Below are 26,214 nucleotides of genomic sequence, written 5' to 3' on the forward strand. Positions count from 1 at the left end.
AAAGTAAAAGCGCAAGGATTTGGTTTTATGCTATACTGTATTGTACATAGGAATACGTACGAATGGGGGGAGGAAATAAGCCGTGTCGAGCGATGAAATGTTGAATGCTTTTCGCAGTTTGCTTCGTGAGGAATTGCAGCCCGTTAAAGAAGATTTAAAACAACTAAACGAAAAAGTAACGAATCTCGACCAGAGGGTGGCGAAGCTCGAGCAGAAGGTAGACAACCTCGACCAGAGGGCAGCAAATCTTGAACAGAAGGTAGACAACCTCGACCAGAGGACAGCAAATCTTGAACAGAAGGTAGACAACCTCGACCAGAGGGTGGCAAATCTTGAACAAAGAGTAGAAAACCTCGACCGGAGAGCAGCGAATGTGGAACTGCGACAGGACGGAATAAAACAGGAGATAGCATCGCTATTGAAAAACCAGGAGACGACAAACGCGAAACTCGAAGCGCTTACTATGGATGTCCATCGCCTCGAAGGTAACCTGCACCGCGTAGAGGAAAAAGTTGGACGAAATCATACGGAAATCATGGAGCGGCTTTCTTCCCTCGAACGGGACATCGACCACACCTGGGAAAAGTCTGTACGGAATGAACGGGTCCTGGCCAATATTAAAAAACTGCTAGAGAATTGAGAAAAACTCGCGGGCATGGAAGGAAAGTATATTTCGCTTTATTACTGTAAAGCAAAATACACTTTCTTATACTGAAAACCCCCGGAAATATATCCGGGGGTGTAGTTATCGTTCGTTGTATTTGAATCTACCTTACTTCCATTACCAGGAAAGGTGATGCATATTACAACTTAACAACATTCGCTGCTTGAGGTCCACGAGCGCCTTCAACGATTTCGAATTCAACGCTTTGTCCTTCTTCGAGCGATTTGAAACCTTCTGCTTGGATAGCAGAGAAGTGTACGAATACGTCGTCTCCGTCTTCGCGTTCGATGAAACCATAACCTTTTTCAGCGTTAAACCATTTAACTTTACCTTGCATCAAATACATCCCTTTCCGTCAATAAAATATGGGAACAAGTTGTTGTTTTTCCCACATCTTGACTATACCATCCCCCACAGCCCTAAGTCAAATTAAATCGCTCGACGAAACCAGCCGTTATTCGACAATTTAGAAAATGATTTACTCTGTCGCAAAGCGCTTCTCAAGGTAAGCGACAAAACGAGAGATGATAAGCGTTAGAATTAAATAGATGACCGCCATCGTCAGGTACGACTCCCAGCGGGCGAATGTCGATTTAGCTGTCGCATACCCCGCGTACGCAAGTTCCGGCGCCGCAATAACCGCCAGCAGCGAGGAATCCTTCAGCAGCGCGATGAACTCGTTACCGAGCGGCGGAATCATACGCTTGAATGCCTGCGGCAGGATAACGAAACGCATCGCCTGCCCATGATTCATTCCCAGTGAACGTGCCGCTTCCATCTGGCCCCGGTCAATCGATTGAATCCCTGCACGGAAGATTTCGGCTATGTAGGCGCCCGCATTGAGAGACAGTGCCACGAAACCGGAGAATACGGCGGACGGCGGCTCTCCATCGGTAAACAGCGCCCAAATCTCAGGAATCGCCGCAAAGTGAATCAAAAGAATCTGCACAAACAGAGGCGTCCCCCGAAACACGGTTATGTAGGCGACAGACGGCCAGCGCAGCAACGGATTTTTCGACAGGCGGCCCAGACCGAAGATTAATCCGAGAATCGTTCCCATAAACACACCGACAGAAGTGAAGAGAATCGTATATCCTACACCGCGGATAAACATCTCACGGTACTCGTAAATGACGCCCCAATCCAGTTCCAATACGTCCACAGCCTTTCTTCATAAGCTTTCTCGATAAACAGGCGAAAAGTGCGCGAGAACTTGTCCGCGCGCACTCTCTTTATGCATAACGTATTCATTATATCGGATAAACATTCGATTGCCTAGATGCTTTTTTGCATGTTCTGCTTATTTTTTCTCTTCGCCAAAGTACTGCTTGTAGATTTCGTCATACTTGCCGTTTTCTTTGATGGTCTTCAGCCCTTTGTTGATTTCATCAAGCAGTTCTTTGTTGCCTTTCTTCACCATGATGCCGTATTGCTCCGGCACAACATTCGGGTCTTTTACTACTTTATAGCCTTCTTTGCCAGACGTTTTGAGGAAGTCATTCAGCACCGCATTATCAGCTACAACAGCGTCTACACGCTTCGCGTACAGCTCTTCCACCGCAGACGGCGTATCATCAAAACCTTTTAGCTTCGGATTGCCTTTGCCCAGGACTTTCTCAGCCAGATCGGCACCTGTCGTACCGCTCTGTACGGCTACGCGCATGTCTTTAATGTCTTCGATTTTCGTTACGTTTGCGCTTTCCGGTACCATGATTAACTGGAATGCATCAAAGTACGGATCGGAGAAATCGTATTTTTGCTTGCGCTCGTCATTGATGGTGATGGCGGAAATTCCGATGTCACGCTTTCCTTTATCGATGTCTTCAAACAGCGGGTCCCATCCGGCATGCTCTATTTGAAGCTCCCAGCCGTTGACTTCCGCAATCGCTTTAATGATGTCCATATCGAAGCCCACCGGCTTGCTGTCCGGACCTTGCTTCTCGAACGGTGGATACGCTGCATCGGTTCCGACTTTCAGTACTTTCTTTTCCCCGCCGGAAGAAGCTTCTTTCCCCTGTTCAGCCTGTCCGCTGGCCTGCTGGCTTGCCCCTTTGTCTCCACCGCCGCACGCCGCTACCATGACGGCGAGCAGCACCAGCATGAGCGCCGAAAAAAGCGCTTTCATTGTTTTTTGCGTCCGCATTGTGCCTAATGTCCCCCTTTGATTCGTTCAGTTTGTTTGTAGATAATCATGTTTTCTTTAATTATAAGGAGGTCTTTAGTCAATTACAATGAAAAAGTACAGGAATTGATAGAATTTTTTTGGTTTATTTATCGCTTTATCACTTTAAAGTTCTGCCAATTGAATAGTTAAACAATAATCTGTATATTCTTCCAATTGTTATTACGAAAAAAAGAAAAGTTTTTTTCATAAAGTACCGTGGGGGAAGTGTATATGACTTTACAGTGATAAGGCAATATACTTTCCTACACTAAAAAAAGAACCCCCGAAGAACGAATCTTCAAGAGTTCCTTTTTCAAATTTATTTAGCCTTTGAGAAGTTGCAAAACACCCTGCGGCAGCTGGTTGGCCTGCGCCAGCATCGCCGTTGCGGATTGGTTAATGATGTTGTACTTCGTAAACTCTGTCATCTCTTTCGCCATGTCCGCGTCACGGATGCGGGATTCAGCCGCTGTTAGGTTTTCTGCATAGTTAGACAGGTTGTTAACTGCGTGTTCAAGGCGGTTGTTAATCGCACCAAAATAGGAACGGATTGCGGATACCGCCTGAACGGCGTTATCAAAAATGGCAATCGCATTGCGTGCACCTTCAGAAGTCCAGAGCAGTTGGCTCATATTAATACCAGGGTAACCGCCACTGACAAGCTTCAAAGTCTTAAGGTCAATGCGCGCTCCGCTGATTTGCAGTGTAAAAGTAGTATTCACGCCTGATTTGGTAATTGTTTTGTTAATACCGCCAGATAATTTAAGCTCCAGATAATTGTCCGTATTGGCCCCAAACTGGATGCCTATTTTTCCGCTGATGCCGATAACTCCGTTAGGGTTTTTACCGGAAGACAGTAACAATACACCATTAAACTCCGTCGTTTTCGCAATGTCGTCGATTTGTTTCAATAGCTCATTAACTTCATCCTGAGACGCTTTTTTATCGGTTGTAGAATATGTATCGTTCGCCGCCTGAACCGCCAGCTCACGCATGCGCTGCAACATTGCATGCACTTCTTGCAACGCACCTTCCGCTGTCTGAATCAGCGAGATACCGTCCATTGTATTACGTTGCCCTTGCTGCAAACCTCGAATTTGACCTCGCATCTTCTCGGAGATTGCAAGACCTGCAGCATCATCTGAAGCACGGTTAATACGGTAGCCTGAAGACAGCTTCTCCAGCACTTTTCCCATACCGATTTGGTTCTGGGATAAATTACGGTATGAGTTTAATGCCGAAATATTATGGTTAATACGCATTTACATTCACTCTCCAATAATTTTTCTTTTTATAACTCCCTCGGCTTAGCCTGGGCTTGTTCCAACGTTTCCTGATCAATCTCCATCCGCTCATAGGGATTAAGAGCCGGCCTTCTTGCTTTTATTCCAGCAGTTGTCGAAGGGGCTGCATTGCCCGACTGCTTAACTTTTTCCATCGCAATTGTCCATGCTTCGTCAAGATCTTTAATGATTCGTTTCGCTTCTTCCATCTTGGCAACATCTTTTGTGCGATTCGCTTCTAAAACCAATTCAAATACATACTGGTATAGCATCTCCAAGCGGTCCGCCAGCACACCCGCTTCATACTTAATGCCAAAACCAAGGCGGGTAACGATATCGTTACAAAGCTGTAAAGCGCTATTTGCCTTGTCATATTTGCGCCGGGGTGTCGCTTCTATCGCTTCATCTATTTTTTGTAGAAACTTTTTGTAAAGCAGAGAAGTAATCAATTCAGGACGGTCATGAATATCGCTTAACTCGACATTCTCCGGCGTAATTACGCGCTCCATCATCATGCCACCTTGCTTTCTCTTGTTTAATTCTTATTAACTACCTTTTGTATCGGTGTAAAATCCAATATTTTAAGATGATTTTAAAGAAAACATTACCATTTACCTAAATATTTTTTATAGCTCCCAATAAATCTTCGAGGCTTATATCCTTTTCATCTTCGTCAGGTTCATCCCAATACGCAGTGTCACGTACGGAGTGGGTTGTTATCACAGGCCTGAAAGCCGGGGCTGTTCCTGTTTCTCCTATGTTGGCCCGTCGTACCAACAGCAAGATTTCTGCTATTACTTGATAAAGTTGAGGCGGAACCTGATTGCCCAAGTCCAACGAGAACAAATTATCCAGCAAGAGGGCGTCCTCCTGCAACGCAATATTGCTTTCCTTCGCTTTTTCGATAATTTTCCTCGCTACTTCTCCTCGTCCTTGTGCCACGACAACCGGAGCATTATCTTTCTCTTTGTCATATCGAATCACCGCCGCCCGTGTGGGTTCCTTCTTAGCGTCAGCTGACGGGCGACGAAAATATTTGTGAATCATATAGAGAGATCTACTCCTTCACGCACCATCATAGAAGCCGCTTTGGCTCTCGCTTTCTCTACGTCAACAAGTGGAAGAGCGGAAGGCTTCTTTTCCTGAATAGGCTCATTCATTGGCGCAAACGAAATGCCCTGGATACGATATCCTAGTCCTTGCAATTGCTCTTTTAACTGAGGGATGTACGGTTCAAAAGCTCTCTCTACCTGCGGGTGATTATTTTGAATCCGCAATGTCATATCCCGTTCTACTACGGTCACGCCAATGCCTGTATCACCGAACCTCGGTGTGGAAAGGAAGAAAAAGAGGCTGCAATTCTCCCAATCCATCTGCTCTCCGTTATTTCGGGAATGGATATGCATTTGTACATTCTGCATCCCCTCTTCCCAGGGCAGCGGCAATTGAAAATACATGGTTTGTACCGGTGCCCCCGGCTCATGCTTAGAAAGAAGCTGCTGACCGGTTACATTGGATAGCGTCTGTTCAAGTACTTCACGCGCGCGTGGCGAGAGATTGCCGTTCTCCAACTGGTCCATAATCATACTCTTCATGTTCTGTGGTCTTTCGTCCTGAGACTGGAAGGACTGCTGACCGGATTGAGTAAACGACGGAAAAGCTTCTGTTTTATGTCCGGAAGGTACACCACCGGAGGTCAAAGAAGAGCCCTGCCCCAGGTTGAGGCTGTTTCCGTTCCATACACCGGTCCCCATTTCTCTATTTTCACCGGCTCGACGGCTCATCCACTCAATCGCTTCCCGTTCGTATCCGAGTCCCATCCCACGCATCCACTCTTGTACTCCGCGCCCGGTTAATTCATTATTCTTCCATTCTCTACCGTATAGTTCGAGCGGATTTTGCAGCCTGCCTTCACCCGCTTTTTTGGAGAAAAAACGCTCTACCTTCATGTAAGAAGGCTGCCAGTTCAGCTTTTCCAATTCGCTGCGGATAGCCTGGAATGACCGCAGTGCCTGTTCTGTCTGGCCTTTATCCAGCATGCTTTTTATATCCTGCAATTGCCCACTGATTTTCAATACACTGTGCTCAAACTCCATATCGGCAAACAGCGCAAACTCACCTTTAGAAACGAGACGGTTTACCATCTCAATCGTCGGCTCGATTACTTGCTTAATATAAGATGATGCCTGCGGAATTTCTTGCCGCAGAAATTGACTCATTCGCTCTACGTTACTAAGGATTTCTTTCTTCGTCTGCATAAATTCTTCGGCTACCTGGCGCAGATGTTCTGGAATATAATGGGAGATGAGTTCGAAATTAGCTGCTTGCACATTAGCATAAGCCGCCAGACGTCCCGCTTCTTCTTCAAACAAACGATGAATCTGCGTAAGCGCCGCATCTGCATCCACCTGGATACGCTGAGCCGCATCCTGTTCAAAGAGCGCATCGATTTCTCCCGTTGCAAATGAAGCCTGCGACACTGCCGCTTCTTCTAACGCGGAGAGCAAAGGATGTAGTTTCTGAACCATTTCTTTAGGAAGCCCTTCCGTTTCTATGGTCGTTTCCAGCAACCATTGAACATCCTGCAAAATTTGTTGAGGCATTCTTCCCGTTTCTAAGCCGAAACTTGAACCGGATAATTCTTTTCCATGCAAAAGCGCTGATGCCGTAACTCCAGATGAGCTTTGTATTTCTGCTCGGGCTGCGGCTACGATTCCACTCAGACGCTCATACGTCTGCGCCATCGTTTTCAATACCACTGGTGACGAAGATTGCAGTGCATCTGCCTGCCTCTGTACCGCTTCCCCTTTTGCCGTTTCCACAACCGGCAGCTTGAAAGCCTGAATAAGCTGATCGGCAGTACGCTGCACAATGATTTTCCCTTCGGCACTTCGCCCTACCGCTTCATAGCTCATCGACATACGAAGATCTTTGCTTATCTGTTCCATAAAGCGCCGGGTATCCTGTTGGAGGGCAACACTGCCTCCGGCTTCACGGATTAGATTTTGTACCGCTTGCTGAAGCCCTTCGATTTGCTGACGCGTCACCCTTCCCTCGGTTCGAATGACGAGAACCCGCTCTGCCACTTCCCTCTGCACCTTACGTAAAGCACTTTTTTCAGAAGGTACCTCTTCTTTTTCTAGTTCGGCAACTTGCGGCTTTACTTCGGGAGAAAGATGTCCTTTTGGCTCAACAGGGACAGCATCGCGCTGTGCCGATATATTTTTTATCACCTGCTCTGCGGAAACTTCCCGTTCATTCGTCCGTATCTTATACACCGTTTGCTCGACTTGGTTCACCACTTTTTGAATTTGTTCACGCGTGACAGCGCTCAATTGGGCGAGGTCCGGACTTTGCTTAATTTGCTCTACCAGTTGCCGCAATGCTTCCTTATTTATGGGCTGCCCGCTGGAGGCGGCTTTCGCCAGCACTTCAAGTTTCTGTGCCAAACGCTCTGCCGGACGGTTGCTTTCGGAAGATGTATTCAGCTTTATCTCTTGTGACACGGACTTCGTCGCCTGCTCTAGCAGACGGAGACTTCCTCTCTCCGCAAGCACCCGCCCTGACACACTCGGTTGCGATGATGGAACCTGGCGCATGACTTGTTCCAGCGAAGCAACGGCTTGCTGAACAGCTTGCCGGGTTTGAACACTCATACTTTTCAATTCCAGACTCTCTTTGATTTGTCGAACAAATTGTTCCAAGAGCTTCTTATCCAGTTGTCCCCCACTGGCTATTGCTTTCACCAATGTTTCTAATTTCTCCGATAGCTGTTGACTTCCGCCTATGCCTGCTTGTTTCTCTCTGCTCTGTATAATGCTCTCTGTCGGTGCGTTTCCCTTTGCTATAGTAGAAGAAGGGCTCAGTGTTTCCTGTTTTACTTGAGCAGAGTTTAATTCACGAGATGCTTGTTTAGACACCTGTTCTAAATTGGCGCGGTCGACAAAACGATCCAGTCGTTGAGACGATACAATCTTTTCATTCGATGGCGTTGTTCGTACCGCTTGTTCTATTTGTTTTACTGCTTTTTCTAATTGCTCTCGTGTTTCGGTGCTTAACCGGGTGAACTCTGGACTTCGCCCAATTTGTTCTACAAGCTGTCTCAAAGCTTCTTTATTTATCGGTTGCCCGCTGGAAACAGCTTTCGCTAGTACTTCAATCTTTTGAGACAACCGAGGTACATGATGACCGTTTGCACCTTCCATACGTATTGCCTTTTCTCCACGTCCGCTTCCAGGTACAACAATAGAAGGAGCTAAACTCGTTTCCCGTGCCGCCAATTTTGCCGCCTGCTCCAAATTCGCACGGTCAACGAGCCGGGCTAATCGGTCCGCTGATACCACCTTCTCGGTCTGTGGCGTTTCATGCACCGCCTGCTCTATCTGCTGGACAGCTTTCTGTATTTGCTCCCGTGCGCCTGAATTTACCTGCGCTAATTCCGGATGGAATTTCACTTGCTGTACAAGCTGCTGAAGTGCCTCCCTGTTAACCGGTTGTCTACCGGAAATCACCTTTACCATCGTATCCAGTTGACGGGCTAATGTATGGCTGCCTTCTCTCCCTGCTGTTTCTCGGTTTACCTGTGGCTGCACTCTTCTTGCTTCTTGCCGGGCATTCTCTCTTACTGCTTTATCAACATCTTCTGCCCGGGAGTTAGGCAGAGACACAGATGCTTCTGTTCTGTCTTTCACTTCCATTGCTATCGTTTTGATTAACCGATTTAGCTCAAGGCGGTCAGCTACCCTGGTCACCTGATCTACCGACATTTTCGATTGACCTACTGCAGATTGCGTCAGGTTCTGCATTTGCCTTGTCAACCGTTCTACCCGCTGTCCCGTCTCTTTGGAAATAGCACTGCTTTCTTTGGCTGCCTCCAGCGTATTTTCCATCTCCCGAATCAGTTTCTGCAACTGTTCTTTATCAATCGTGCCTTTCTGTTTCTCCGCTTGCACTACAGCATCACGCAGCGTTGCCAGCTGGCGCGCAAGTCTAACCTCTGGCTTTTCTGGCTGCGCATTCTTTTCCATCATCTCTACTCTTGCCGCCTGGTGATTCGCCCGCGCAGTCGTTTTTTCACCCCCAGTCGGTTTTCCGGCTAACTCCGGCAACTCATCTGCCATTCTTTCTACTAATTGATCCAGAGTAGGTCCGTGCAGAGTTCGAAATACCGCCTCGAAACTTTTAACGGTAACATGGATATTTTTTTTCATCATAATCTGCAAAGCATCCAGCTTCTGCTGAACCGTTCCTTCACCTTTTTGCAAGATCTGTTCAACGTTTTTTATTGTTTCTTTCGTTACCGGTTGCTTGCCATCAAATAAAATCCGGACCGCTTCACGCATTTCCGGAGTGGCCTTCACGCCCGCTTCACGCATTATCCGTTCTATGTTCTGTCCCGTTTTCCCCGTACTATCCATGTCTGTTTCTGTCTGCTGCGCTACGCGAACCTGAATCCTGTCTTCTTTAGCCGCAGTCACCTGTACCGACACGCGGGATTGAGCCGGCACTCCGTTTTCAAATACCGCCTTTACTTTCTTCCCTTCTATCTCTACGATCGCTTCATTTGCCGAAACTCTTTCTTTAATTACCGCTTCCATCGCCGATGATGGACGACTATCGGAATTGCGTCCCGCGGTCGGCATACCACCTGTGTTACGCAAAAAATCAAAAACTTTCATGTCGCTGCTCCTCTCCGCACACTAAAGCTTCTACTCGGTATATCGGAAAAAAGCAGCCGAACTTACAGAAGGATAGAACGAAAAAAAGACCGCCTCTCTTTAATAAAGAAGCGATCTTCTATAAACATGCTGTATTACGCCTTTGCAAAAAAAGTAACCACTTTTTCTACCGCAGCAATTACATCTTGTACGTCTTCATCACTCATTCTTGGAAAGAGAGGGATCGTTACAAATGTCTCATAGGCCTGCTCAGCACGCGGGCAAATTCCTCTCTCATAGCCCAGCTTTTTATAATACGGATGCCAGTAGACAGGGATATAATGAACATTGACGCCAAGGTTTTCCGCCTGCAGCGCCTCAAACACTTCTCGCCGCCCCGTTTTTAGATTTTCCAGACCGAGTGATATGACATACAAATGCCATCCCGAGACAGCTTTTACATCTACTACCGGCCTGCGAAGCAAGCCGTCGCGTTCTAGACCCGCAAACGCCTCATCATATTGCCGTGCAATCTCATTTCTTCTGCTCAGAAACTCCATAAGACGTTCCATTTGCGTCACGCCAAGCGCAGCTTGAATGTCGGTCAGACGATAGTTATATCCGAGTTCTATCATTTGATAATACCAGGACCCTTCAGATTTCCCTTCCATCCATCGATTGTCCTTTGTGATTCCGTGAGAACGGAAGCGAAGAAGTTTCTCGTAGTACTCTTCATTATTTGTTACGATAACCCCGCCTTCTGCCGTAGTAACCGGCTTAACGGGATGAAAGCTAAACATTGTCATATCCGCAATCGAGCCCACAGGCTTTCCATCATACGAAGCCCCAAGTGAATGGGCCGCATCCTGGATATAGACCAGTCCATGTTCATCCGCCAGTGCCCGAAACGCCTGCATATTCACCGGCTGTCCGGAGAAGTCAACAGGAACTATCGCCTTGGTATGTGGTGTAATAACATTGCGGGCCGCTTCCACGTCCAGCAAATAGGTATGAGGGTCAATGTCCGCAAACACCGGTATTCCTCCCTGATACAGTACAGAGTTGGATGTTGCTGCAAATGTTAGGGGGCTGGTTATCACTTCATCGCCTTCTCCTATTCCTGCAGCAAACATAGCACCATGCAGCGCCGCCGTTCCATTACAGAAAGCCACCGCATACTTAGCTCCGCTCTTGTCTGCCACTTTGCGTTCAAACTCTATAATCTGCGGCCCCTGCGTAAGAAAGGGACTTCGCATCGTTTCAACCACTGCGGCAATATCTTCTTCTGTCACCCACTGTGAGCCGTATGAAAGTAAAGAGTTTCGTACTGGTTTTCCTCCATGAATCGCGAGTTTCTCCATTTGGTTCATGTTTTTCCTCGCTTTCTACAGTAAATGACTGGTATGAATCCACTCCCGTGTACGTGCAATGCCCTCTTCTAAATCTACTTCCGGTTTCCAATTTAGTAGGCGCTCGGCTTTTTCATAGTTACACAGCAGCTTCTGAATCTCACTCTGCGGATGAATGTGAGGTACATGCTTTATTTCTACCTGCTCTGGCGCTACTTCGTTTCCTGCCGCAATCAGTTCGGCCAGTTCGTTGATTGAAATGTCCCGGCCCAGTCCTGCGTTTACAATTTGTCCGTTCACTCTATCCGAATAACCTGCCTGGACGACAAAGCGCGCGCAATCTTCTACATACAATAAGTCTCTTGTCTGCGTTCCGTCGCCATAGATTTGAATCGGTAATCCTTTCAACTGGTTGCGCACAAAGATGGCGACAACGCCGCCTTCTCCGCCCGTTTTCTGGAACGGACCGTATGTGTTAAACGGCCGGATAACAACCGTCGGTAGTCCATACGCATAATAATAGGAGAGAACCATATTCTCAGCCGCGATTTTCGAGCCTGCATACGGAGAAGCAGGCTTGATGGGATGCTCTTCGGTAATTCCCGCTTCATCTGTGCAGCGATCATATACCATGCATGTGCTCATAAATACGACTTTGACGTTATGTGCGCGGCATTGTTCCATGACATAGAACGTGCCCACTGTATCGTTGTTGAATGTGGTGCGCGGGTCGTCGATAGAATCCTGTACATTAATAGAAGCGCCAAGATGGTAGCAGATATCGAATTGCCCCTTCTCAAATAATTGAGCAAGCAGCGCTTCATCTTTAATGTCGCCGACAATAAATTCTTTCAAGCCCGGATTTGAAAGGAATTCTTCTATGTTTTCCCGGCGTCCGTTTGATAAATCATCTACAATCCAAACATTATGTTTATCTTCCAGCAGACGCTTTACCACCCAGCGTCCGATGAATCCTGCTCCACCTGTTACAAGTACGTTCATTTCTCTTATTTCATCTCCTTAAATGTCTCTTGATAGAATTGCAACGCTGCCTTTGCCTCCGGTACAAATGTTGACATTAAATCGCGAAGGACAGGAAAATGCTTATGAAGCGGCAGGTCCTTAATCTGGTGAAGCGCTCGCTGCATATGTTGCAGATGAACTTGCATCCACGGATAAAACAATGCCATAAACCCGGGGTTGTTTACAAAACGATCTACAATCGAGTTATACTCTATAACCAATTGTTCGCATCGAATCGGATGTAGCCTATCTTCTTTATCCATTTTCGCCCAAAGAGTTTCTATTTTTTGGATATTCCGAGCGAATGAACGGATATCACGATGCAAAATTTCGAGAAAACGCTGCTTCTTTTTCGGATTCACTTCCGGAAATACAAATTCAATAGGCTGTGATTCTTCCGCGTCAAGTATTTGAATTAATTCAGGTACTGATTTGTATGGAATCCCTTCGATTTTGGCACCATAAGCCGAAAGATTAAATATATTATTAATTTCATTCCTTTTAATAACCCATTCAATGTTCCTTTTCATATTTAAAAAGCTTTCGTTTGTTTCTGCCCATTCACCTTGATTGTTGATCACTTGCAGTGCACCGGATGTCCCCCGCTTAAGCGTATCGTTTACCTCATCATGCTGAGCAGATGTCCCTTCCGCATAGCTCCTCTGCCCGATGTACGCCAAATCCTGGCCAGCCAAATAAATCGCTTTGCACCCCATTTTCAACATCAGTTGCATCGTAATCAGCGTCACCGTTGGAGAATCTGCAATCGTCTCAAATCGATTGAATCTTTTATCCAAATAAGGATACATATAATCCTGGGACGTAATAAAATGTGCCATCGGTCCTTCATATTCATTCACAATCCCATAATGAAGCGTGCTTGCAAAGATAAGTGGAATCCCGCTCGCAAACACCGGTTTCAGTATATGATAATTCGGATCGTGTGGATCGTACGACACAAATGCATCAGGAATAATTCCCTGCTTAAGCAATGCATTTACACCTGTACCGGCCCCAATTACGAGAGCTTTCTGCTCCTTCTTTGCTTTTCGAATCGCGGGAATAGAGTCAATTAGGGATGGCCCGGAAGCAGCTATAATGATAATACGATCTTGAAATAATGATGCCATAGAAAAAATGGATGGGGTAGATGCCACTTTCTCTATGTTCCTGGCCACATTGCGAACCCAAACTTTTTCAAAGAAAAGCGTCGTCATCATATTGGTCACATACTGTTCTCGATTATCCTTTAACGTTTCAATAAAACGCTGATGTTCCGCTTCATATATACGGGTATATGAAGGGAGTTCAAGAATTTGCATTTTCTCATGCACGTGTGCAAAATACGACTGATGCAGTCCGTATAACACGTCATCGTTCGAACCAAACGCTAAATAGGACACTTGATGCCAGGGAAAAGTTGTCCAATCACGCACTGCCATCGAATGTAAGAATATATCCATATCCGGCTCTAAAATATAAAACCTTAGCTCCGGCTTTATTGCAAGTAACGCTTCCATAAAATAGCCCAAGCCAAGTCCAAACAATATAACTTCCGTCGTCTCTTCTTTCAAAGCCGTTTGCGCCCAACGCACCGCTTCCTGAAGCGGATCATACATGCTATGTATCGCTTGCCATCTGCCATCCCTGTTTGCCTCGATAACAGGCACAGCGGCTTTTCTCGCCTGCTGTACACGATAGTTTACACGTACGGGCTCCTTCCCCTGCAACAGCTCATAAAACGATGGGTAATGCTTTCGAAAAAAATTCAGGTTTCTCACAAATGTTTGCTGTGCACTTCCGCTCATCATTGCTAGCCAACCTTTCCGTATTTATACGAAATATAAGCTAAGACCAGTTCTGGCCTTAGCTTATACTTTTGTCGAACCGATGGTTTGGTCAATATAGTACCCTTCGTTACTATAAGGGCTATTCCGATAGGAGCGGTTTAGCCTTTTCGATGCACGTATTTTCTGCAATTCATAAGCCGTTTCCTGTTTTTTCTTTTCAGCTAATTCCCGAAACTGTCTGTCCTGCTGCTCAATTTTTGTTAATAAAGATAAATACAGCGGCTTACTGGCTTGCACAACCTGCGGACTTGCTGCCGCATCCAATGCATCAACAGCTACAATCACTTGCTGTCGCTTTTCCAATAGTGCATCCAACTCTTCATACCGCTCCTCTTCCAGAGCGGTGACCAATTCCTCTGTATAGGCCAAAAACTGTTCCAGATAATATAACCTTTCTTTGCTATACATCTTCTTTATTTCCGTTTCGCAATTTTTATTGCTTCTGTCCATACTTCAATAAATTCATTGAAGAATCCTTTAACTTCTTCTAATATTGCAGAATCTTTCTTCACGTTGGCTTCGACCAGACGATGAAGCAGAAAATCGTAAAGTTTCATTAGATCTTTGGCTATCGGAATATCCATATTTAATCCGCCCATCAACTCTGCAACAATGTCCTGTACCCGGATATTCAAACGATGCGCTTCAGCAATATTCCCTTCCGCTAATGCCTTTTGTGTTGCGTTAATGAAGCGAACAGCACCTTTATAAAGCATCAGCGTCAATTCTTCCGGAGGAGCGGTCGTAATCGAATTTTGCTTGTATTTTTGCTGAGCCAATGTATTCATCTTATTAGCTCTCCTTTCAAAAGGCCTTTTATCCTAATTGTATTACCATTTCTTATCTATCAAAAGTCCTGTTGTCTTCAACATTCCAGCCACCATATCAAGAAGTTTTTCCGGTGGGACTTCGCGCAGCACTTTTTTTGTTTCCCGGTCAATCACCTTAACCATAATCTCTTTCAAGTCTTTATGCACGGAAAATTCCCATCTCTTCTCTGGCCCTAGAATGCTTTTTAGCGCTTTTTCAACTTTTTCTACTCGCTGCTTTTCAATATCGGACAGCTCATATTCTTGCATATGCAACAATTGTCCTATATCTTTAGTGAAAGTAATCGTATCCTTTGGCAAAACAGTTGTTTCCTGTTCTGCTTTTTTTGCAGTATGCGACGCCTCAACAAAACCTGTTGTAACGTTCATATGGTGCGATATAGAAGCGGAGGTCACATCGTTTAGATTCATCATTATGTCCTCCTTTGTTTCTACTTTACGTGAAATTACTTCATCATTTGCGAAGCAATCCAGGAACTTTGTGCGCTGGCCTGACTCATAACTTTTTCCATCTGAGCAAAACGCTTATAGTACATATCTTCTTTTCTGTTCAAACGCTCTTCCCAATCTTCCAACCTTCTGGTCATGCTGCGAATTTCTTTCTCGATAGAAAAATCATCATTGGCTCCAACCAGACCTTTATTATCAATGCGCTTCTTTACCTGATCCTGAATATCATCCAGCAAACCTTTGAGACGATGCGCAAGACCCTTCTGCCCTTCATAGTCCGGACTCCCTGCAGAACCGCTTACCGGATAATTAGTAAATAGCTTAATCACGTTATCAGGGTTTTCCTGAATTGCATTACGAAGCTTCGCTTCATCAATTGCCAGCATCCCATCCATCGCAGCGGGTGATTTGGTAAAACCACCATTTTCACCAGTAAAGGAAGAAGTGGTGACCCCGATTTGCGAGAGTAATCCGTCTTTACCATCGGATCGGCTGCCTTTAACCGCTCCGTAAAGAGTTATCCGCATATCCGTAAGCGCTTTGGATAAGATGTCATCACTGCGTAGGAGTCCTTTTTTCGCCTCCTCCTCCCATAGCTTTAAGTCAGCCTCTTTAATATTTTTCCGATCTTCATCGCTCATTGGCTGAATTTTTCGGTTTACTTTTTCTTTAAGTTTAAGGCTAATCGCCTCTACCATTTCGTTGTATTTCGTAACAAACTCTTTCACCTGATTAATCATCGCATCAACATCGCGATCCACATTAATCGTAATTTGCTCACCAACAGCAGTCACTTTTTTTAAAGAATAAGTTACACCTTCATCAGTAAGGGAATTGGTGGAAGAAGTTCTGGTTACGCCATCAATGATGGCTACCGCATCCTGACCGTATGAATTACGATTAGCAGCACCAAATCCAATCTTATTAAGGAAATCTTCCCCCCTTGTTCCCGTTACTCCTTCCAGAACAACTTGAGAGGCGCTTCCAGTTGTTTGGCTTACAAAAGAAAATGTTTGATTTATACTATCAAAGCTCATTCTAACTCCTGCGCCAGAGCTGTTGACTCTGTTAATTACATCTTGAATGGTCATGGTTCGATCTACCGAAATGGTCTTACCATTCACTTTAAAATCAGCCACTTCACCAGTAAGCAAGCCTAAGCCTAGTTCATCAATTTTATTGGAAGGGGATAATACTTTGGTCGGCGAACCATTCCATCCTATACCATTTATTCCTGCGCTTGGAGTTATACTCAAATTGACAGGACCTCCAGTAAAATCAGTGGGCATGAATATCAATTGTCCATCAATGTTTTGTACATTAATCTTGTTAGAACCAAATTCCGTATTAATCTCACTTTGAATCTTGTCTTTAAGTCTATCACTCGTATAAGTTCCCGGATCGATGCTAATAGTTTTTAGCGTCCCGTTATAATTAATCTCTAATGTCTCTGTTGAAGCAATAGTTACACCAGTAGCTGGAATTGGATTTGTATAAATTTGACCATATTCGTATGTTCCGAATACATTAGAGGAAAGCTTCGCAGAACCAGCTAACTGAATTACCTGAACTGTATGGGAACCACTTGCATTTCCTCCAGAAGCTGATACTGTACTTTCATTTGAAGAAGTAACCTTCATCGTATTCCAATTACTCGACAAACGCATCTTATCAACTACAGCAAAAGTTGCCGCGAAAAATTTGTTCATATCACGATACATATCCTGTTTCCACGTAAGCTGCTGTTTCTTTAATTTCAGCTTATCCATCGGCGCACGTTCGGCTGCCATAAGCTTCTGAACTAACGACTCTGTATCAAATCCGGAAAAACCTGTAATACGGTTTACAGTACTCATTATACTCCTCCCCCTTCATACGAAAAACGCAATTCCTTCCAATTCTCTTATGTAAAGTATCGGAACTTTTCTCTGCCGCATTAAGAAATTTATAAAAAATGCACCTCTTGTATTAATTGTATACGAGGTACACCGTTCTCAATATATATTAATGCCTTCCACCTTCTATCTTTCTACAACAAATCCCATGTTACAGGTGTTCCTCGCTTCACATCACACTTCACCTGTCTGCCAAGCAGTTGTTCATAATATTTCGGTGCCAATCCAGCCCCCGGACGAATCGCGCGTACATTCTCTTTTGTAAACACATCGCCCGCTTTCATATCCTGCACTACATACAATGAACGGCGATGCTTTAAGGAAGGTTTCTCCTTCTCCGTCGGACCATACTGGATTTGACCCAACGCCTGCCATGCCCGCTCCGTCTCAATCACGAGCGCATTCATTTCTTCCGGCTCCATCGAAAATGCCGAATCCACTCCACCATCCGCCCGTGAAAGCGTAAAATGCTTCTCAATAACCGTCGCACCAAGCACAACACTTGCCACAGCAACCCCGGTTCCCATCGTATGATCCGACAAGCCTACCTGGCAGTCAAATAACTGCTGCAAGTGCGGCAATGTACGTAGATTCGTATTTTCTGGAGTGGCCGGATATGTGCTCGTACATTTCAACAAAATGAGATCCTTACATCCCGCTTCCCGTGCCGCCCGTACTGTCTCATCAAGTTCAGCGGCCGTCGCCATTCCCGTTGAAATAATGATTGGTTTACCAGTAGCTGCCACTTTACGGATAAGCGGCAAATCAGTATTCTCGAACGATGCGATTTTATACGCGGGTACATCCAGCGATTCAAGAAAGTCAACCGCACTCTCATCAAACGGTGTGCTAAAGGCGATAAGCCCTAACTCCCGGCAGCGGTCAAAAATCGGCTTATGCCATTCCCATGGCGTATATGCTTCCTGGTACAGCTTGTACAACGAGTTCCCTTTCCATAAGCTATTCGGGTCCTCAATGTAGAAGTCACCTTCTGAAATATCCAGCGTCATTGTATCCGCAGTATATGTTTGAAGTTTCAGCGCATGTACACCCGCCTGCGCTGCCGCTTCCACAATTGTAAGTGCCCGCTCCAATGATTGGTTATGATTCCCTGACATTTCCGCAATGATAAATGGCGGATGATCGGGACCAATGCTCTTTCCACCAATCGTAATCGTACGTATGTGATTCATCTTGTCACCTCTTCCAAAACTTCCGTTACTTTGTTCACGCCAGCTATTTCTTCACGCGCAGCACCCATCAAGCGTAAGGAAGCCTGGCTCATTGCGCACAACGCTTCTGGATGCCGAAACAAATCATATAGTTCTTCTGCTATTTTTTCTACACTCACTTCTTCGTGCCACCCAAGCAGACGAATCGCTCCTTCTTCTGCGACAGCCTGTGTCGTCTCTACCTGATTATCCGCAACCATTACCACAAGCGAAGGAACCCCCAAATAACAGCGCTCCCATGTCGTCACACCGCCGGCCCCAAGTGCTACATCTGCCTTTACAAGCAACTCAGCCATATTATTCACCTGGCAATGGTACATAATCCGGCATATATCCGTGGTATACTTCTCCGTCAGTTCCACACATGCTTGCCGCACCTCTTCGCGCAGCGGATTCACTTTACCAACAACCACATCGACAATAAAAGAATGTTTATGATCTTCTCCTTGTCTATATATCGCTTCCAGAAACAGCTCCCACGCTCGTAACGCTTTCAATGTCTCTCCAGTCGGATCACTCCCACCGAAAAACAATAACACTCTTCGCAGTTCCCCGGTACGCTCCCTCATGTTTCGATGAGCCACGGAAAATTCCTCACGCAACAGCGCATATTCAGGTCCCAGCAACACTGTACAATCATCTGGAATAAGTCCTGCATAGCGTTCTCGCATATTGCAGTAATAATTCTGATCGAGCAATACATCACACTCATGCGGACGGTTCGCTAAATCGTCGATTACCATAATCCGCCCAACGCGGCTGCTACGACAAATGCACCGCTCCCAGTGCGCGTCCAACTGATAATGATCGACAATCAGCCAATCACTCCATCCCGCCTTCACCAATACGGATTCAGTCTGTTCCGCATCTTTTTCCCACGTTATTTCTTCAGTAGCTGGTAACCGATATACATCATATCCGTTCTCTATAAGATAGTTGCACAGGTTCCCCTTCTCTTCCCGGCAAATAAAAGAGATGTCTACATGTCCCCTCCGCCGCAGCACATGTGCTAACGTCAAGCAACGCATCACATGACCTGTGCCAATCTTCTCTGACGCATCGACACGAAATAGCACCTTCATCTGCTACACCACCGGCTTCTGCTGAATATGCGCATTCAGCTGCGCCACTTCCGGATGCTCCAGCAAGTAATCGACAACCTCCTGAGCAGGTACTATTTTATTCCCAAGAAAATGATTGGCAATGGCCCGGCAAAGTGCATAGTCCTCTTCCGTATCAAGCGTAATACGCAGCTCCGGGTGGCGCATCGCATCAGGCACTTTCACATATGTTGCTTTGAATTGTTCAGGATATTCGTACGCATAATACGTCACATGCTCGCGGTGGCGCGGTTCATGACCATTATGATATATGTACTCAAGCGCCGCGAATGATATCATCTCTACAACAAGCCCTCGCGGCAATTCTCCTTCAACAAGTACAATGTCAGAAGGGTTTGCTTGCATCGCTGTAATAATATCATTTGCCAAATGATAATCCACAAAAGGGCAATCCGATGTCACCCGGATGACATAATCAGGCTGGTACTGCTTCGCACACTCGTAATAACGGGAAAGCACGTCATCTTCCGAACCCCGAAAATATGTCACTTTGTTTTCTTCACACCAACGTACAATCGCATCATCCTGCGGCAATGTTGAAGTCGCAACAATAACGTCATCCACATTCATCTGGCGGCAACGTGACACATCATAATCCAGCACAACCGTATCTCCCAAAGGCTTTAATACTTTTCCCGGCAGGCGGGAAGACCCCATTCTCGCCTGCATAATCACCAAAGTTTTCATACGATATCCTCCATGATTTCTTCCAGTGAATATACTATTCGCTCCGCTTCCATCTCCGGTGTAAGCCTTGTACTCATATGATCTCCAACAGGACGCACGACACGAATCGTATGCATTCCCAACGCACGCGCCGTGCAAAAGTCTTTATGCGGATTATCTCCTACGTATGCACACTCCGCAGGCGCAAGTCCCAGACAAGTAAGCGCTTTTTCATACGGAACCCGGCTCGGCTTCCAGCATTCCCGTCCTAAATCATCACTGACGATAATACATGGAATACGCTCCTCTAACCGAAGCGCCTTAATTTTACGCCACTGCACTCTCTTATCACCATCCGTGATCAGACCGCGCGCAATCGAGTGTTTCTGCAAATAGGAAAGCAATCTATCTGCATCCTCATACAAGGAAAGCGATATCGGCTCATGCATGCGATATATACGCACAAGATCCGCTACTTCCGCAAATAAGTGCAGTCGCTCACATACCGTATCAAACACTTTTCCCCGTCCATTCTCCTGCCACTCTTGCACGAACGCATCGTAAATAGACGTTGCGTCCTGCCCGTTTGCTTCTGCCAGTGCCTGCGCAACCGCACAAAAACCGGAGCGGACATAATCGTGTTCACAATACAACGTATCATCCAAATCAAAGATAATCCCTCTAATCTTCACCATACAAAGCCTTTACCCCTTATACATTATTTTTTAATCGCATACATAATAATCGAGCGACCAAATTCAGCTTGTGCCAATGATTCATACAATTTCTCCAGTATATGCTTCCTGCCTGTACGAATAAAAGCCTGCTCGAAATTGTTTACAAATGGCCCAACCTTTTTTGCATCATCCGGATTTCCATAATAATTAATTCCCCCCAGTAGCAAAAACTCAAGCGGAAAGATAGTGGTACAATACACTTCTTCAAAACCGTTAGTCAACAGCGTTGAGCGAAGGGTACGGAAATTAAAATAATTAATATGATCTGGAAGTTGCACCCAGTATGGTTGTTCATTGTAATATTCCCAATATGCTCTCTGCCCCTCACTAAAATCATTAGGTACGCAAATTCTAATAATTCCCCCCGGTACCATTCGATGATATACATCACGCAACAATTGGTGAGGATCACGTAAGTGTTCAAATACAAATTGAATATTCACAAAGGATAAATTTGTGACTTCTTCAGATAAGAGATTCTCTATTTGCTCTACCGTTATGTTAAACGTGGGAATGGAGAATTTCCTTAAGTATTCACTAGCGTTGCGCGAAGGCTCTAGCGCCCATACAGACCACCCACGATTTTGAAAAAAACGAACAAGAAGCTCGTTTCCACACCCAATATCCAGCATATTTTTATAAGGAGTCTGTTTGAATGAACATACTTTTTCATACGTTTCACGATAATGTGTATAAGACTCGATTTCTTCCAGCTTTTTATTTATATACTCTTCATTTACAACGCTATAATCGAAGTGAAAGGTACTGTTATAGTATTCTTTTCTATAGAATTCTTCAATTTGCTCACGGGAAGGAATCGGGTAAACATGCTTAAAGCCACATGTTTTGCATTCTATAATACGCGTCGATTTATATTCAATAAATTCTTCATATATATGCTCTATTTTATCCAACGTTAGTACCTGCCTTTACATCTAGTCATACGTCAATGATTAAATCACATGCATACCGCACAAGCTTTTTTTCACCCTCACTACGTACAAAAGGATAGTACGTTATGTTTTTTTTCAAAGCCTCCAAGTAGCACCAATAAAAACTATCCAATCCAGCAACCAGACTAAGCGACGAAGCACCTCCAAAACGTGGATTACATTCGATTACATGAAACATCCCATCCTCATCCAGTAACCCTTGAAAAATAACATGCCCATATAAATTCATATCACTTGCCATCTGAGCGCATAACTCTTCTATCTCTTGATGGCGGAAAGTAGTAGAAACCTGTGATTCCCCATGCACGACAAGTTCACGTTTCCGTACAATAACTCCCTTAACCTGAGAAAAGGCATCTATATACATATCAACACTTACCTCCTCTCCCTCAATGTACGGTTGAAATATAGGAGAAGAAAGATGTTTTGCATGAGCCACTGCCTCTTCCCTGAGAAGGTCCAACCCAATGCTTTGGGAACCCGCACCATACCGCTCCTTCACCACATACCTTTCTCCCTCTAACTGCTCAATATCTTGTGTGGTCGTGATAACAGGATAACCACAGGCAGACAATTCATCGTAGAACTTTTGCTTATCCAGGCAAATTGTAACAGCACGTTCATTTGATATCATCACATGAATTCCCTGTTCTTCCAGTTGTTCTTTATGTCTTGCGAAATACAATAATTCACCATCACGGGTCGGAAGAATCAGCACGATACCCTTTGCTTTACAATATCGAACAAGCTCTTCTATTTCTAAATTCGTTATCTTAGGCATATGCCAGAATTCATCCACAAAATATTTGCCAGTACATTTTGAATCGGCATCCCCGCCTATCAATATCGCATTAAAGTCTGATTTTTGCAGTGCATATTTTACTGCTTGAAGAAGCGGCACTTTTTTCGAAATGCTGGTTACTAGCACATTTTGTTGCATCATACGCTTCTCCTTTCTCAATAAGATTATGTTATGGTTATCGGTATGTAAGGGAAAAGATTAAAAAAAGAACAAAAAATAGCCTCTCCGTACTAGAGAGACTTATTTTGCTGTATATCCATGCGGATGATTAGAGTGCCACTTCCAAGCTGTTTGAATGATTGCTTCCAAATCATAAGTAGCTTCCCAACCAAGCTTTTGTTTTATTTTAGCAGAAGATGCCACTAATCGAGCAGGATCGCCTGTTTTTCTCATCTCATGTTCAACTCGTGCCTTCCGTCCAGTTACCTGTTCACACATTTGTATGACTTCATTTCTGAAATCCCATATACAGCAGCCGTAGACGAAAAAATAAAAGATGTAACGCCATGTTGCATCATTAATTTTAAGAGAGTAAGGGTAGCTACTACATTATTTTGATAGTATTTCAAACCAACTACCAGTATCAACTTACTACTTGCTTTCGCTCCGTTTCAGCAGATGATCTCCATCCTTCTCTCTGCAAATATTCCATTAAGCCATCACGTATCTCCGGATGCTGGAGCGCAAACTCAATTGTCGTTTTAATAAATCCTAGTTTTTCTCCTACATCATATCTTTTTCCTTCAAATTCATATGCATAAATAACTTCATGACGATTTAATTCTGCCAGTGCATCGGTAAGCTGAATTTCTCCGCCTGTACCTGGCGTTTGTTTTTCCAGTAGTTCAAAAATTTTCGGTGTTAAAATATACCGCCCCATAATGGCCAAGTTCGAAGGAGCCTCTTCCCGCTTTGGTTTTTCTACAAGAGAAGTAATGCTATACAATCGCTGTGTAAGCTCTTGCTTTTCCACGATCCCATATCGCGATACTTCTTCCAGAGGAACAGACTGTACCCCGATAATAGATGCTTTGTAGCGATTATATATTTCAATCATCTGTTGTAAGCATGGTTTATCCGCCTGTACAATATCATCACCAAGTAACACAGCAAAAGGTTCGTCTCCAATAAATTTACGGGCGCACCATATAGCATGCCCAAGTCCTTTCGGTTCTTTCTGACGAATATAGTGAATATCTACCATTTTCGAGGATTTTTGAACCTCTTCTAAAAGCGAAAGCTTTCCTTTTTCTTTTAAGTTGAACTCAAGTTCAAAAGAGATATCGAAGTGGTCCTCAATCGCCCGTTTTCCTTTTCCTGTAACAATAATAATATCTTCAATTCCTGAAGCTATTGCTTCCTCTACAATATATTGAATAGTAGGCTTGTCTACAATCGGCAGCATCTCTTTTGGCATCGCTTTGGTTGCAGGTAAAAATCTGGTACCAAGCCCGGCTGCCGGAATAATCGCTTTACGGATTTTCATGCCTGCACTCCTCTCATCAGACAGGTTTATTGTATTTTCTCTATAATTAACAGCTTGCTTTTCTAATGAACTTGATTTTCGATTAGACCCAAGTCAATTTTCTTACCTTTATTTCATGAAAGATGTTAATAAATCGCTATATAAGCTGTTATATTTATTAAACATGATATCCAATCTAAAGTTGTCTATATATCGTTTATAAGCCCGTTCGACTATCTTCGTTCCATCTTCATGATTGCATAAAGTTCTATGCAACAAATCTCTCAATGATTGGACATCGTCGTTTATAAATAAATATCCTGTTTCCTCATCATCTATTAATTCCTTAAATACATTAATATCGCTAGCAATGACAGGAACTTTTTCTCTAAATGCCTCAACTACTACTAAACCAAACCCTTCACTAAGAGAAGGCAAAACCAGATAATCAAAATGTTTAATATACTTACTACCGCTCTGTTTATAACCGTAAAATTTTATCCGGTTTTCCAGTGCATAAAGCTTTACCTTTTCTTTTAATGGCTCTATCATATCCCCTTCGCCGATAAATGCGCAAAATACCTTTTCATTTCTATCCAACTTATTAATTGCTTCAACCAATAACTCCTGGTTTTTTCGCTTGCAAACTGTTCCAATGCATCCAAAAATCTTAAACCCTTCGTTTCTATATCTCAATATCTCCTTTATAACTTCATCCTCCTCAAATGTACTATCCTCACCATCATCTATTCCATTATAAATCGTAATAATCCTATTTGATTCTACGCCTTTGTTTTCCATAAGAACTTTATCACTTTTAGAGACCGATACTACTTTATCCAACCCATTCAGAATTGTGATATCCATCTTTTCATGTTCTGGCGTTTTATTCGTTCCCCATCCGTGCATTGTTTGAATAACCGGAATATACTTTCCTTTTCCCGCTCTAGCAACCACTCCCACTAAAGCAGGAACAGCAGCATGAGCATGGATAATGTCCATACTTTCTTTTTCTATTAATTCTCTTACCTTTTCTGCTACATGAATATTTAAATAAATATCTCTCTTAAAAGTGGAGTCAATTTCATATAAGACAATGCCATTATTATGCAGTTCTTGTACATATTCGACATAATTGTTATATCCTGGCTCAGATGTTTTGCTAGTGACAACTACGACTCGATGACCTGCTTTTTGTTGATTCGATGCTAGTTGGTATATTATTCTACCAGCTCCACCTTGCAAATACGTTGTAATATGTAAAATATTCATAGCATGAGACTCCCAATATTCAAACTAAAATTAAGAAAAACTCGCGGGCGATGCCGCTCGTCCTTTTTCCACACAGAAGACAAGCGGCCGCTTTGTGGCCCTTCGGTCGGACCGGCAAAACATCCGGGTACCTCGAAGAGGGAGACAATTGCCGGTCTTTCCCTCCCTTCAGGCCACACGCTCCACACGAAAAAAGCAACGGTCGGCACACGCCTCGCGAGTTTTTCCTCGATTACAATGGAGGGAAAGTGCATGTCGCTTTAGCACTGTAAAGCGACATGCACTTTCCTATACCACAAGAAAAAAAATATAGTCCTTCTTTATGAAGATGAAAACCTATCCATAATTATTAAATCCTCTAAGCTACATTGATTCCTGTTTTTAGATTTTCATAGAAAACCAAACATGACCAACCTATCAATCGCAATCCAGACATGAAAATAGAAAGTACGTTTAGATGGCAAGTGTAGTAAGGAAAGAAGAAAAGTGAGGAAAGAAAAGCGAATAAGATGAATACTTTTTACTTTCTCAAATCGATATCTCATCTCTCTCCTATCCCAACGGTTTTCACAGGAAACCATCATGACCAACCAGCCACAAGCCCCAATATGAAAACAGAATGCAGGTATGGCGGACTCGTGTGGTAAGAGGTAAGAAGGTTGGAAGAAGGGTAAAGCAGATGTTAGAAAAAGCGACCACTTTTTTCTTCCTTCCATCGCTTTTGCTTTTCTCCTACCTCTTACCTCATCAGTTTTCACAGAAAACCACCATGGCATCTCAGCCGCAACCCCGACATAAAAA

At 44.3% G+C, this 26,214-nt stretch carries 26 protein-coding genes; 1 reads left to right on the forward strand and 25 read right to left on the reverse strand.

Translation table 11 applies throughout. The features are described 5' to 3' along the window. Positions 1-82 precede the first annotated feature (82 nt). Positions 83-640 carry a BLOC-1 subunit 2 family protein gene (locus ADA01nite_RS18045; protein WP_146811821.1) on the forward strand — a complete coding sequence of 186 codons (558 nt, stop codon included), beginning with the start codon at positions 83-85 and terminating at the stop codon, positions 638-640. A gap of 163 nt (positions 641-803) precedes the next feature. Here the strand turns inward: ADA01nite_RS18045 and ADA01nite_RS18050 are convergent, their stop codons facing one another. The 25 genes from ADA01nite_RS18050 to ADA01nite_RS18165 all read right to left on the reverse strand — a co-directional run. Next, complete coding sequence (locus tag ADA01nite_RS18050; protein WP_146811822.1) at positions 804-1,001, reverse strand: cold shock domain-containing protein; 198 nt, start codon at positions 999-1,001, stop codon at positions 804-806. Between the two features lie 141 nt (positions 1,002-1,142). Continuing rightward, positions 1,143-1,778 (reverse strand): amino acid ABC transporter permease, encoded by a 636-nt coding sequence (locus tag ADA01nite_RS18055; RefSeq protein WP_146811843.1) that lies wholly within the window; start codon positions 1,776-1,778, stop codon positions 1,143-1,145. A 186-nt stretch (positions 1,779-1,964) separates the two neighbouring features. Next, complete coding sequence (locus ADA01nite_RS18060) at positions 1,965-2,807, reverse strand: basic amino acid ABC transporter substrate-binding protein (RefSeq protein ID WP_246147405.1); 843 nt, start codon at positions 2,805-2,807, stop codon at positions 1,965-1,967. A 344-nt stretch (positions 2,808-3,151) separates the two neighbouring features. Beyond that, the gene (locus ADA01nite_RS18065; protein WP_146811823.1) at positions 3,152-4,090 is read right to left on the reverse strand and encodes a flagellin N-terminal helical domain-containing protein; all 939 of its coding nucleotides are present in this window, start codon (positions 4,088-4,090) and stop codon (positions 3,152-3,154) included. Between the two features lie 29 nt (positions 4,091-4,119). Further along, entirely contained in the window at positions 4,120-4,626 is a 507-nt protein-coding gene (locus tag ADA01nite_RS18070; RefSeq protein ID WP_146811824.1) for a flagellar export chaperone FliS, read from the reverse strand. A 100-nt stretch (positions 4,627-4,726) separates the two neighbouring features. Next, positions 4,727-5,158 carry an EscU/YscU/HrcU family type III secretion system export apparatus switch protein gene (locus tag ADA01nite_RS23130; protein WP_146811825.1) on the reverse strand — a complete coding sequence of 144 codons (432 nt, stop codon included), beginning with the start codon at positions 5,156-5,158 and terminating at the stop codon, positions 4,727-4,729. Then, complete coding sequence (locus ADA01nite_RS18080) at positions 5,155-9,789, reverse strand: DUF6240 domain-containing protein (protein ID WP_146811826.1); 4,635 nt, start codon at positions 9,787-9,789, stop codon at positions 5,155-5,157. Before ADA01nite_RS18080 ends, ADA01nite_RS23130 begins: the two co-directional genes overlap by 4 nt. Positions 9,790-9,923: 134 nt before the next feature. Next, positions 9,924-11,138, reverse strand: a complete 1,215-nt coding sequence (gene pseC / locus ADA01nite_RS18085; protein ID WP_146811827.1) for a UDP-4-amino-4,6-dideoxy-N-acetyl-beta-L-altrosamine transaminase — start codon at positions 11,136-11,138, stop codon at positions 9,924-9,926. A 15-nt stretch (positions 11,139-11,153) separates the two neighbouring features. Beyond that, positions 11,154-12,119 carry a dTDP-glucose 4,6-dehydratase gene (locus tag ADA01nite_RS18090; protein ID WP_146811828.1) on the reverse strand — a complete coding sequence of 322 codons (966 nt, stop codon included), beginning with the start codon at positions 12,117-12,119 and terminating at the stop codon, positions 11,154-11,156. Between the two features lie 5 nt (positions 12,120-12,124). Beyond that, positions 12,125-13,951, reverse strand: coding sequence for a motility associated factor glycosyltransferase family protein (locus ADA01nite_RS18095; RefSeq protein WP_146811829.1), 1,827 nt, complete (start codon positions 13,949-13,951; stop codon positions 12,125-12,127). A gap of 60 nt (positions 13,952-14,011) precedes the next feature. Then, positions 14,012-14,398, reverse strand: coding sequence for a flagellar protein FliT (locus ADA01nite_RS18100; protein WP_170230363.1), 387 nt, complete (start codon positions 14,396-14,398; stop codon positions 14,012-14,014). Between the two features lie 5 nt (positions 14,399-14,403). Next, complete coding sequence (fliS, locus tag ADA01nite_RS18105; RefSeq protein ID WP_146811831.1) at positions 14,404-14,778, reverse strand: flagellar export chaperone FliS; 375 nt, start codon at positions 14,776-14,778, stop codon at positions 14,404-14,406. Positions 14,779-14,820: 42 nt separating this feature from the next. Beyond that, positions 14,821-15,234, reverse strand: coding sequence for a flagellar protein FlaG (locus tag ADA01nite_RS18110; protein ID WP_146811832.1), 414 nt, complete (start codon positions 15,232-15,234; stop codon positions 14,821-14,823). A gap of 32 nt (positions 15,235-15,266) precedes the next feature. After that, positions 15,267-17,126, reverse strand: coding sequence for a flagellar filament capping protein FliD (gene fliD / locus ADA01nite_RS18115; protein WP_146811833.1), 1,860 nt, complete (start codon positions 17,124-17,126; stop codon positions 15,267-15,269). A gap of 173 nt (positions 17,127-17,299) precedes the next feature. Further along, positions 17,300-18,358: a pseudaminic acid synthase gene (pseI, locus tag ADA01nite_RS18120; RefSeq protein WP_146811834.1), complete on the reverse strand. Its 1,059-nt coding sequence runs from the start codon at positions 18,356-18,358 to the stop codon at positions 17,300-17,302. Continuing rightward, entirely contained in the window at positions 18,355-19,479 is a 1,125-nt protein-coding gene (gene pseG, locus ADA01nite_RS18125) for a UDP-2,4-diacetamido-2,4,6-trideoxy-beta-L-altropyranose hydrolase (protein WP_146811835.1), read from the reverse strand. The genes pseI and pseG overlap by 4 nt, the downstream gene beginning before the upstream one ends. A gap of 3 nt (positions 19,480-19,482) precedes the next feature. After that, positions 19,483-20,205, reverse strand: a complete 723-nt coding sequence (locus ADA01nite_RS18130; RefSeq protein ID WP_146811836.1) for a cytidylyltransferase domain-containing protein — start codon at positions 20,203-20,205, stop codon at positions 19,483-19,485. Then, positions 20,202-20,879: an HAD family hydrolase gene (locus tag ADA01nite_RS18135; RefSeq protein ID WP_146811837.1), complete on the reverse strand. Its 678-nt coding sequence runs from the start codon at positions 20,877-20,879 to the stop codon at positions 20,202-20,204. The genes ADA01nite_RS18130 and ADA01nite_RS18135 overlap by 4 nt, the downstream gene beginning before the upstream one ends. A 23-nt stretch (positions 20,880-20,902) precedes the next feature. After that, positions 20,903-21,835, reverse strand: coding sequence for a class I SAM-dependent methyltransferase (locus ADA01nite_RS18140; protein WP_146811838.1), 933 nt, complete (start codon positions 21,833-21,835; stop codon positions 20,903-20,905). A 25-nt stretch (positions 21,836-21,860) separates the two neighbouring features. After that, positions 21,861-22,817 carry an ATP-grasp domain-containing protein gene (locus tag ADA01nite_RS18145; protein WP_146811839.1) on the reverse strand — a complete coding sequence of 319 codons (957 nt, stop codon included), beginning with the start codon at positions 22,815-22,817 and terminating at the stop codon, positions 21,861-21,863. Positions 22,818-22,916: 99 nt separating this feature from the next. Continuing rightward, positions 22,917-23,069 (reverse strand): hypothetical protein, encoded by a 153-nt coding sequence (locus tag ADA01nite_RS23135; protein ID WP_371863577.1) that lies wholly within the window; start codon positions 23,067-23,069, stop codon positions 22,917-22,919. A gap of 29 nt (positions 23,070-23,098) precedes the next feature. Continuing rightward, a complete protein-coding gene (locus tag ADA01nite_RS23140; protein WP_371863578.1) occupies positions 23,099-23,194 on the reverse strand; it encodes a hypothetical protein in 96 nt (31 codons plus the stop codon). A gap of 65 nt (positions 23,195-23,259) precedes the next feature. Further along, positions 23,260-24,162: a UTP--glucose-1-phosphate uridylyltransferase GalU gene (gene galU / locus ADA01nite_RS18155; RefSeq protein WP_146811840.1), complete on the reverse strand. Its 903-nt coding sequence runs from the start codon at positions 24,160-24,162 to the stop codon at positions 23,260-23,262. Positions 24,163-24,270: 108 nt separating this feature from the next. Beyond that, complete coding sequence (locus ADA01nite_RS18160; protein WP_146811841.1) at positions 24,271-25,413, reverse strand: glycosyltransferase family 4 protein; 1,143 nt, start codon at positions 25,411-25,413, stop codon at positions 24,271-24,273. Between the two features lie 389 nt (positions 25,414-25,802). Further along, on the reverse strand, positions 25,803-26,214 hold a 412-nt coding region (locus ADA01nite_RS18165), incomplete at its 5' end, for a hypothetical protein (protein ID WP_218029581.1).

Origin of the sequence: Aneurinibacillus danicus, from assembly GCF_007991215.1 — a bacterium.
GTDB classification, from domain to species: domain Bacteria; phylum Bacillota; class Bacilli; order Aneurinibacillales; family Aneurinibacillaceae; genus Aneurinibacillus; species Aneurinibacillus danicus.

What these genes read in the sequence shown, in the direction of transcription:
- fliS (WP_146811831.1), bottom strand. Translation starts at nt 14,778, where the DNA reads ATGAATACATTGGCTCAGCAAAAATACAAGCAAAATTCGATTACGACC.
- ADA01nite_RS23135 (WP_371863577.1), bottom strand. Translation starts at nt 23,069, where the DNA reads ATGAGAAAAACAGGCGATCCTGCTCGATTAGTGGCATCTTCTGCTAAA.
- ADA01nite_RS18135 (WP_146811837.1), bottom strand. Translation starts at nt 20,879, where the DNA reads ATGGTGAAGATTAGAGGGATTATCTTTGATTTGGATGATACGTTGTAT.
- ADA01nite_RS18050 (WP_146811822.1), bottom strand. Translation starts at nt 1,001, where the DNA reads ATGCAAGGTAAAGTTAAATGGTTTAACGCTGAAAAAGGTTATGGTTTC.
- ADA01nite_RS18095 (WP_146811829.1), bottom strand. Translation starts at nt 13,951, where the DNA reads ATGATGAGCGGAAGTGCACAGCAAACATTTGTGAGAAACCTGAATTTT.
- ADA01nite_RS18090 (WP_146811828.1), bottom strand. Translation starts at nt 12,119, where the DNA reads ATGAACGTACTTGTAACAGGTGGAGCAGGATTCATCGGACGCTGGGTG.
- galU (WP_146811840.1), bottom strand. Translation starts at nt 24,162, where the DNA reads ATGAAAATCCGTAAAGCGATTATTCCGGCAGCCGGGCTTGGTACCAGA.
- ADA01nite_RS18070 (WP_146811824.1), bottom strand. Translation starts at nt 4,626, where the DNA reads ATGATGATGGAGCGCGTAATTACGCCGGAGAATGTCGAGTTAAGCGAT.
- pseI (WP_146811834.1), bottom strand. Translation starts at nt 18,358, where the DNA reads ATGAATCACATACGTACGATTACGATTGGTGGAAAGAGCATTGGTCCC.
- ADA01nite_RS18145 (WP_146811839.1), bottom strand. Translation starts at nt 22,817, where the DNA reads ATGATGCAACAAAATGTGCTAGTAACCAGCATTTCGAAAAAAGTGCCG.
- ADA01nite_RS18110 (WP_146811832.1), bottom strand. Translation starts at nt 15,234, where the DNA reads ATGATGAATCTAAACGATGTGACCTCCGCTTCTATATCGCACCATATG.
- ADA01nite_RS23130 (WP_146811825.1), bottom strand. Translation starts at nt 5,158, where the DNA reads ATGATTCACAAATATTTTCGTCGCCCGTCAGCTGACGCTAAGAAGGAA.
- ADA01nite_RS18100 (WP_170230363.1), bottom strand. Translation starts at nt 14,398, where the DNA reads ATGTATAGCAAAGAAAGGTTATATTATCTGGAACAGTTTTTGGCCTAT.
- pseC (WP_146811827.1), bottom strand. Translation starts at nt 11,138, where the DNA reads ATGAACCAAATGGAGAAACTCGCGATTCATGGAGGAAAACCAGTACGA.
- fliD (WP_146811833.1), bottom strand. Translation starts at nt 17,126, where the DNA reads ATGAGTACTGTAAACCGTATTACAGGTTTTTCCGGATTTGATACAGAG.
- ADA01nite_RS18065 (WP_146811823.1), bottom strand. Translation starts at nt 4,090, where the DNA reads ATGCGTATTAACCATAATATTTCGGCATTAAACTCATACCGTAATTTA.
- ADA01nite_RS23140 (WP_371863578.1), bottom strand. Translation starts at nt 23,194, where the DNA reads ATGATGCAACATGGCGTTACATCTTTTATTTTTTCGTCTACGGCTGCT.
- ADA01nite_RS18130 (WP_146811836.1), bottom strand. Translation starts at nt 20,205, where the DNA reads ATGAAAACTTTGGTGATTATGCAGGCGAGAATGGGGTCTTCCCGCCTG.
- ADA01nite_RS18160 (WP_146811841.1), bottom strand. Translation starts at nt 25,413, where the DNA reads ATGAATATTTTACATATTACAACGTATTTGCAAGGTGGAGCTGGTAGA.
- pseG (WP_146811835.1), bottom strand. Translation starts at nt 19,479, where the DNA reads ATGAAGGTGCTATTTCGTGTCGATGCGTCAGAGAAGATTGGCACAGGT.
- ADA01nite_RS18060 (WP_246147405.1), bottom strand. Translation starts at nt 2,807, where the DNA reads ATGCGGACGCAAAAAACAATGAAAGCGCTTTTTTCGGCGCTCATGCTG.
- ADA01nite_RS18080 (WP_146811826.1), bottom strand. Translation starts at nt 9,789, where the DNA reads ATGAAAGTTTTTGATTTTTTGCGTAACACAGGTGGTATGCCGACCGCG.
- ADA01nite_RS18055 (WP_146811843.1), bottom strand. Translation starts at nt 1,778, where the DNA reads ATGTTTATCCGCGGTGTAGGATATACGATTCTCTTCACTTCTGTCGGT.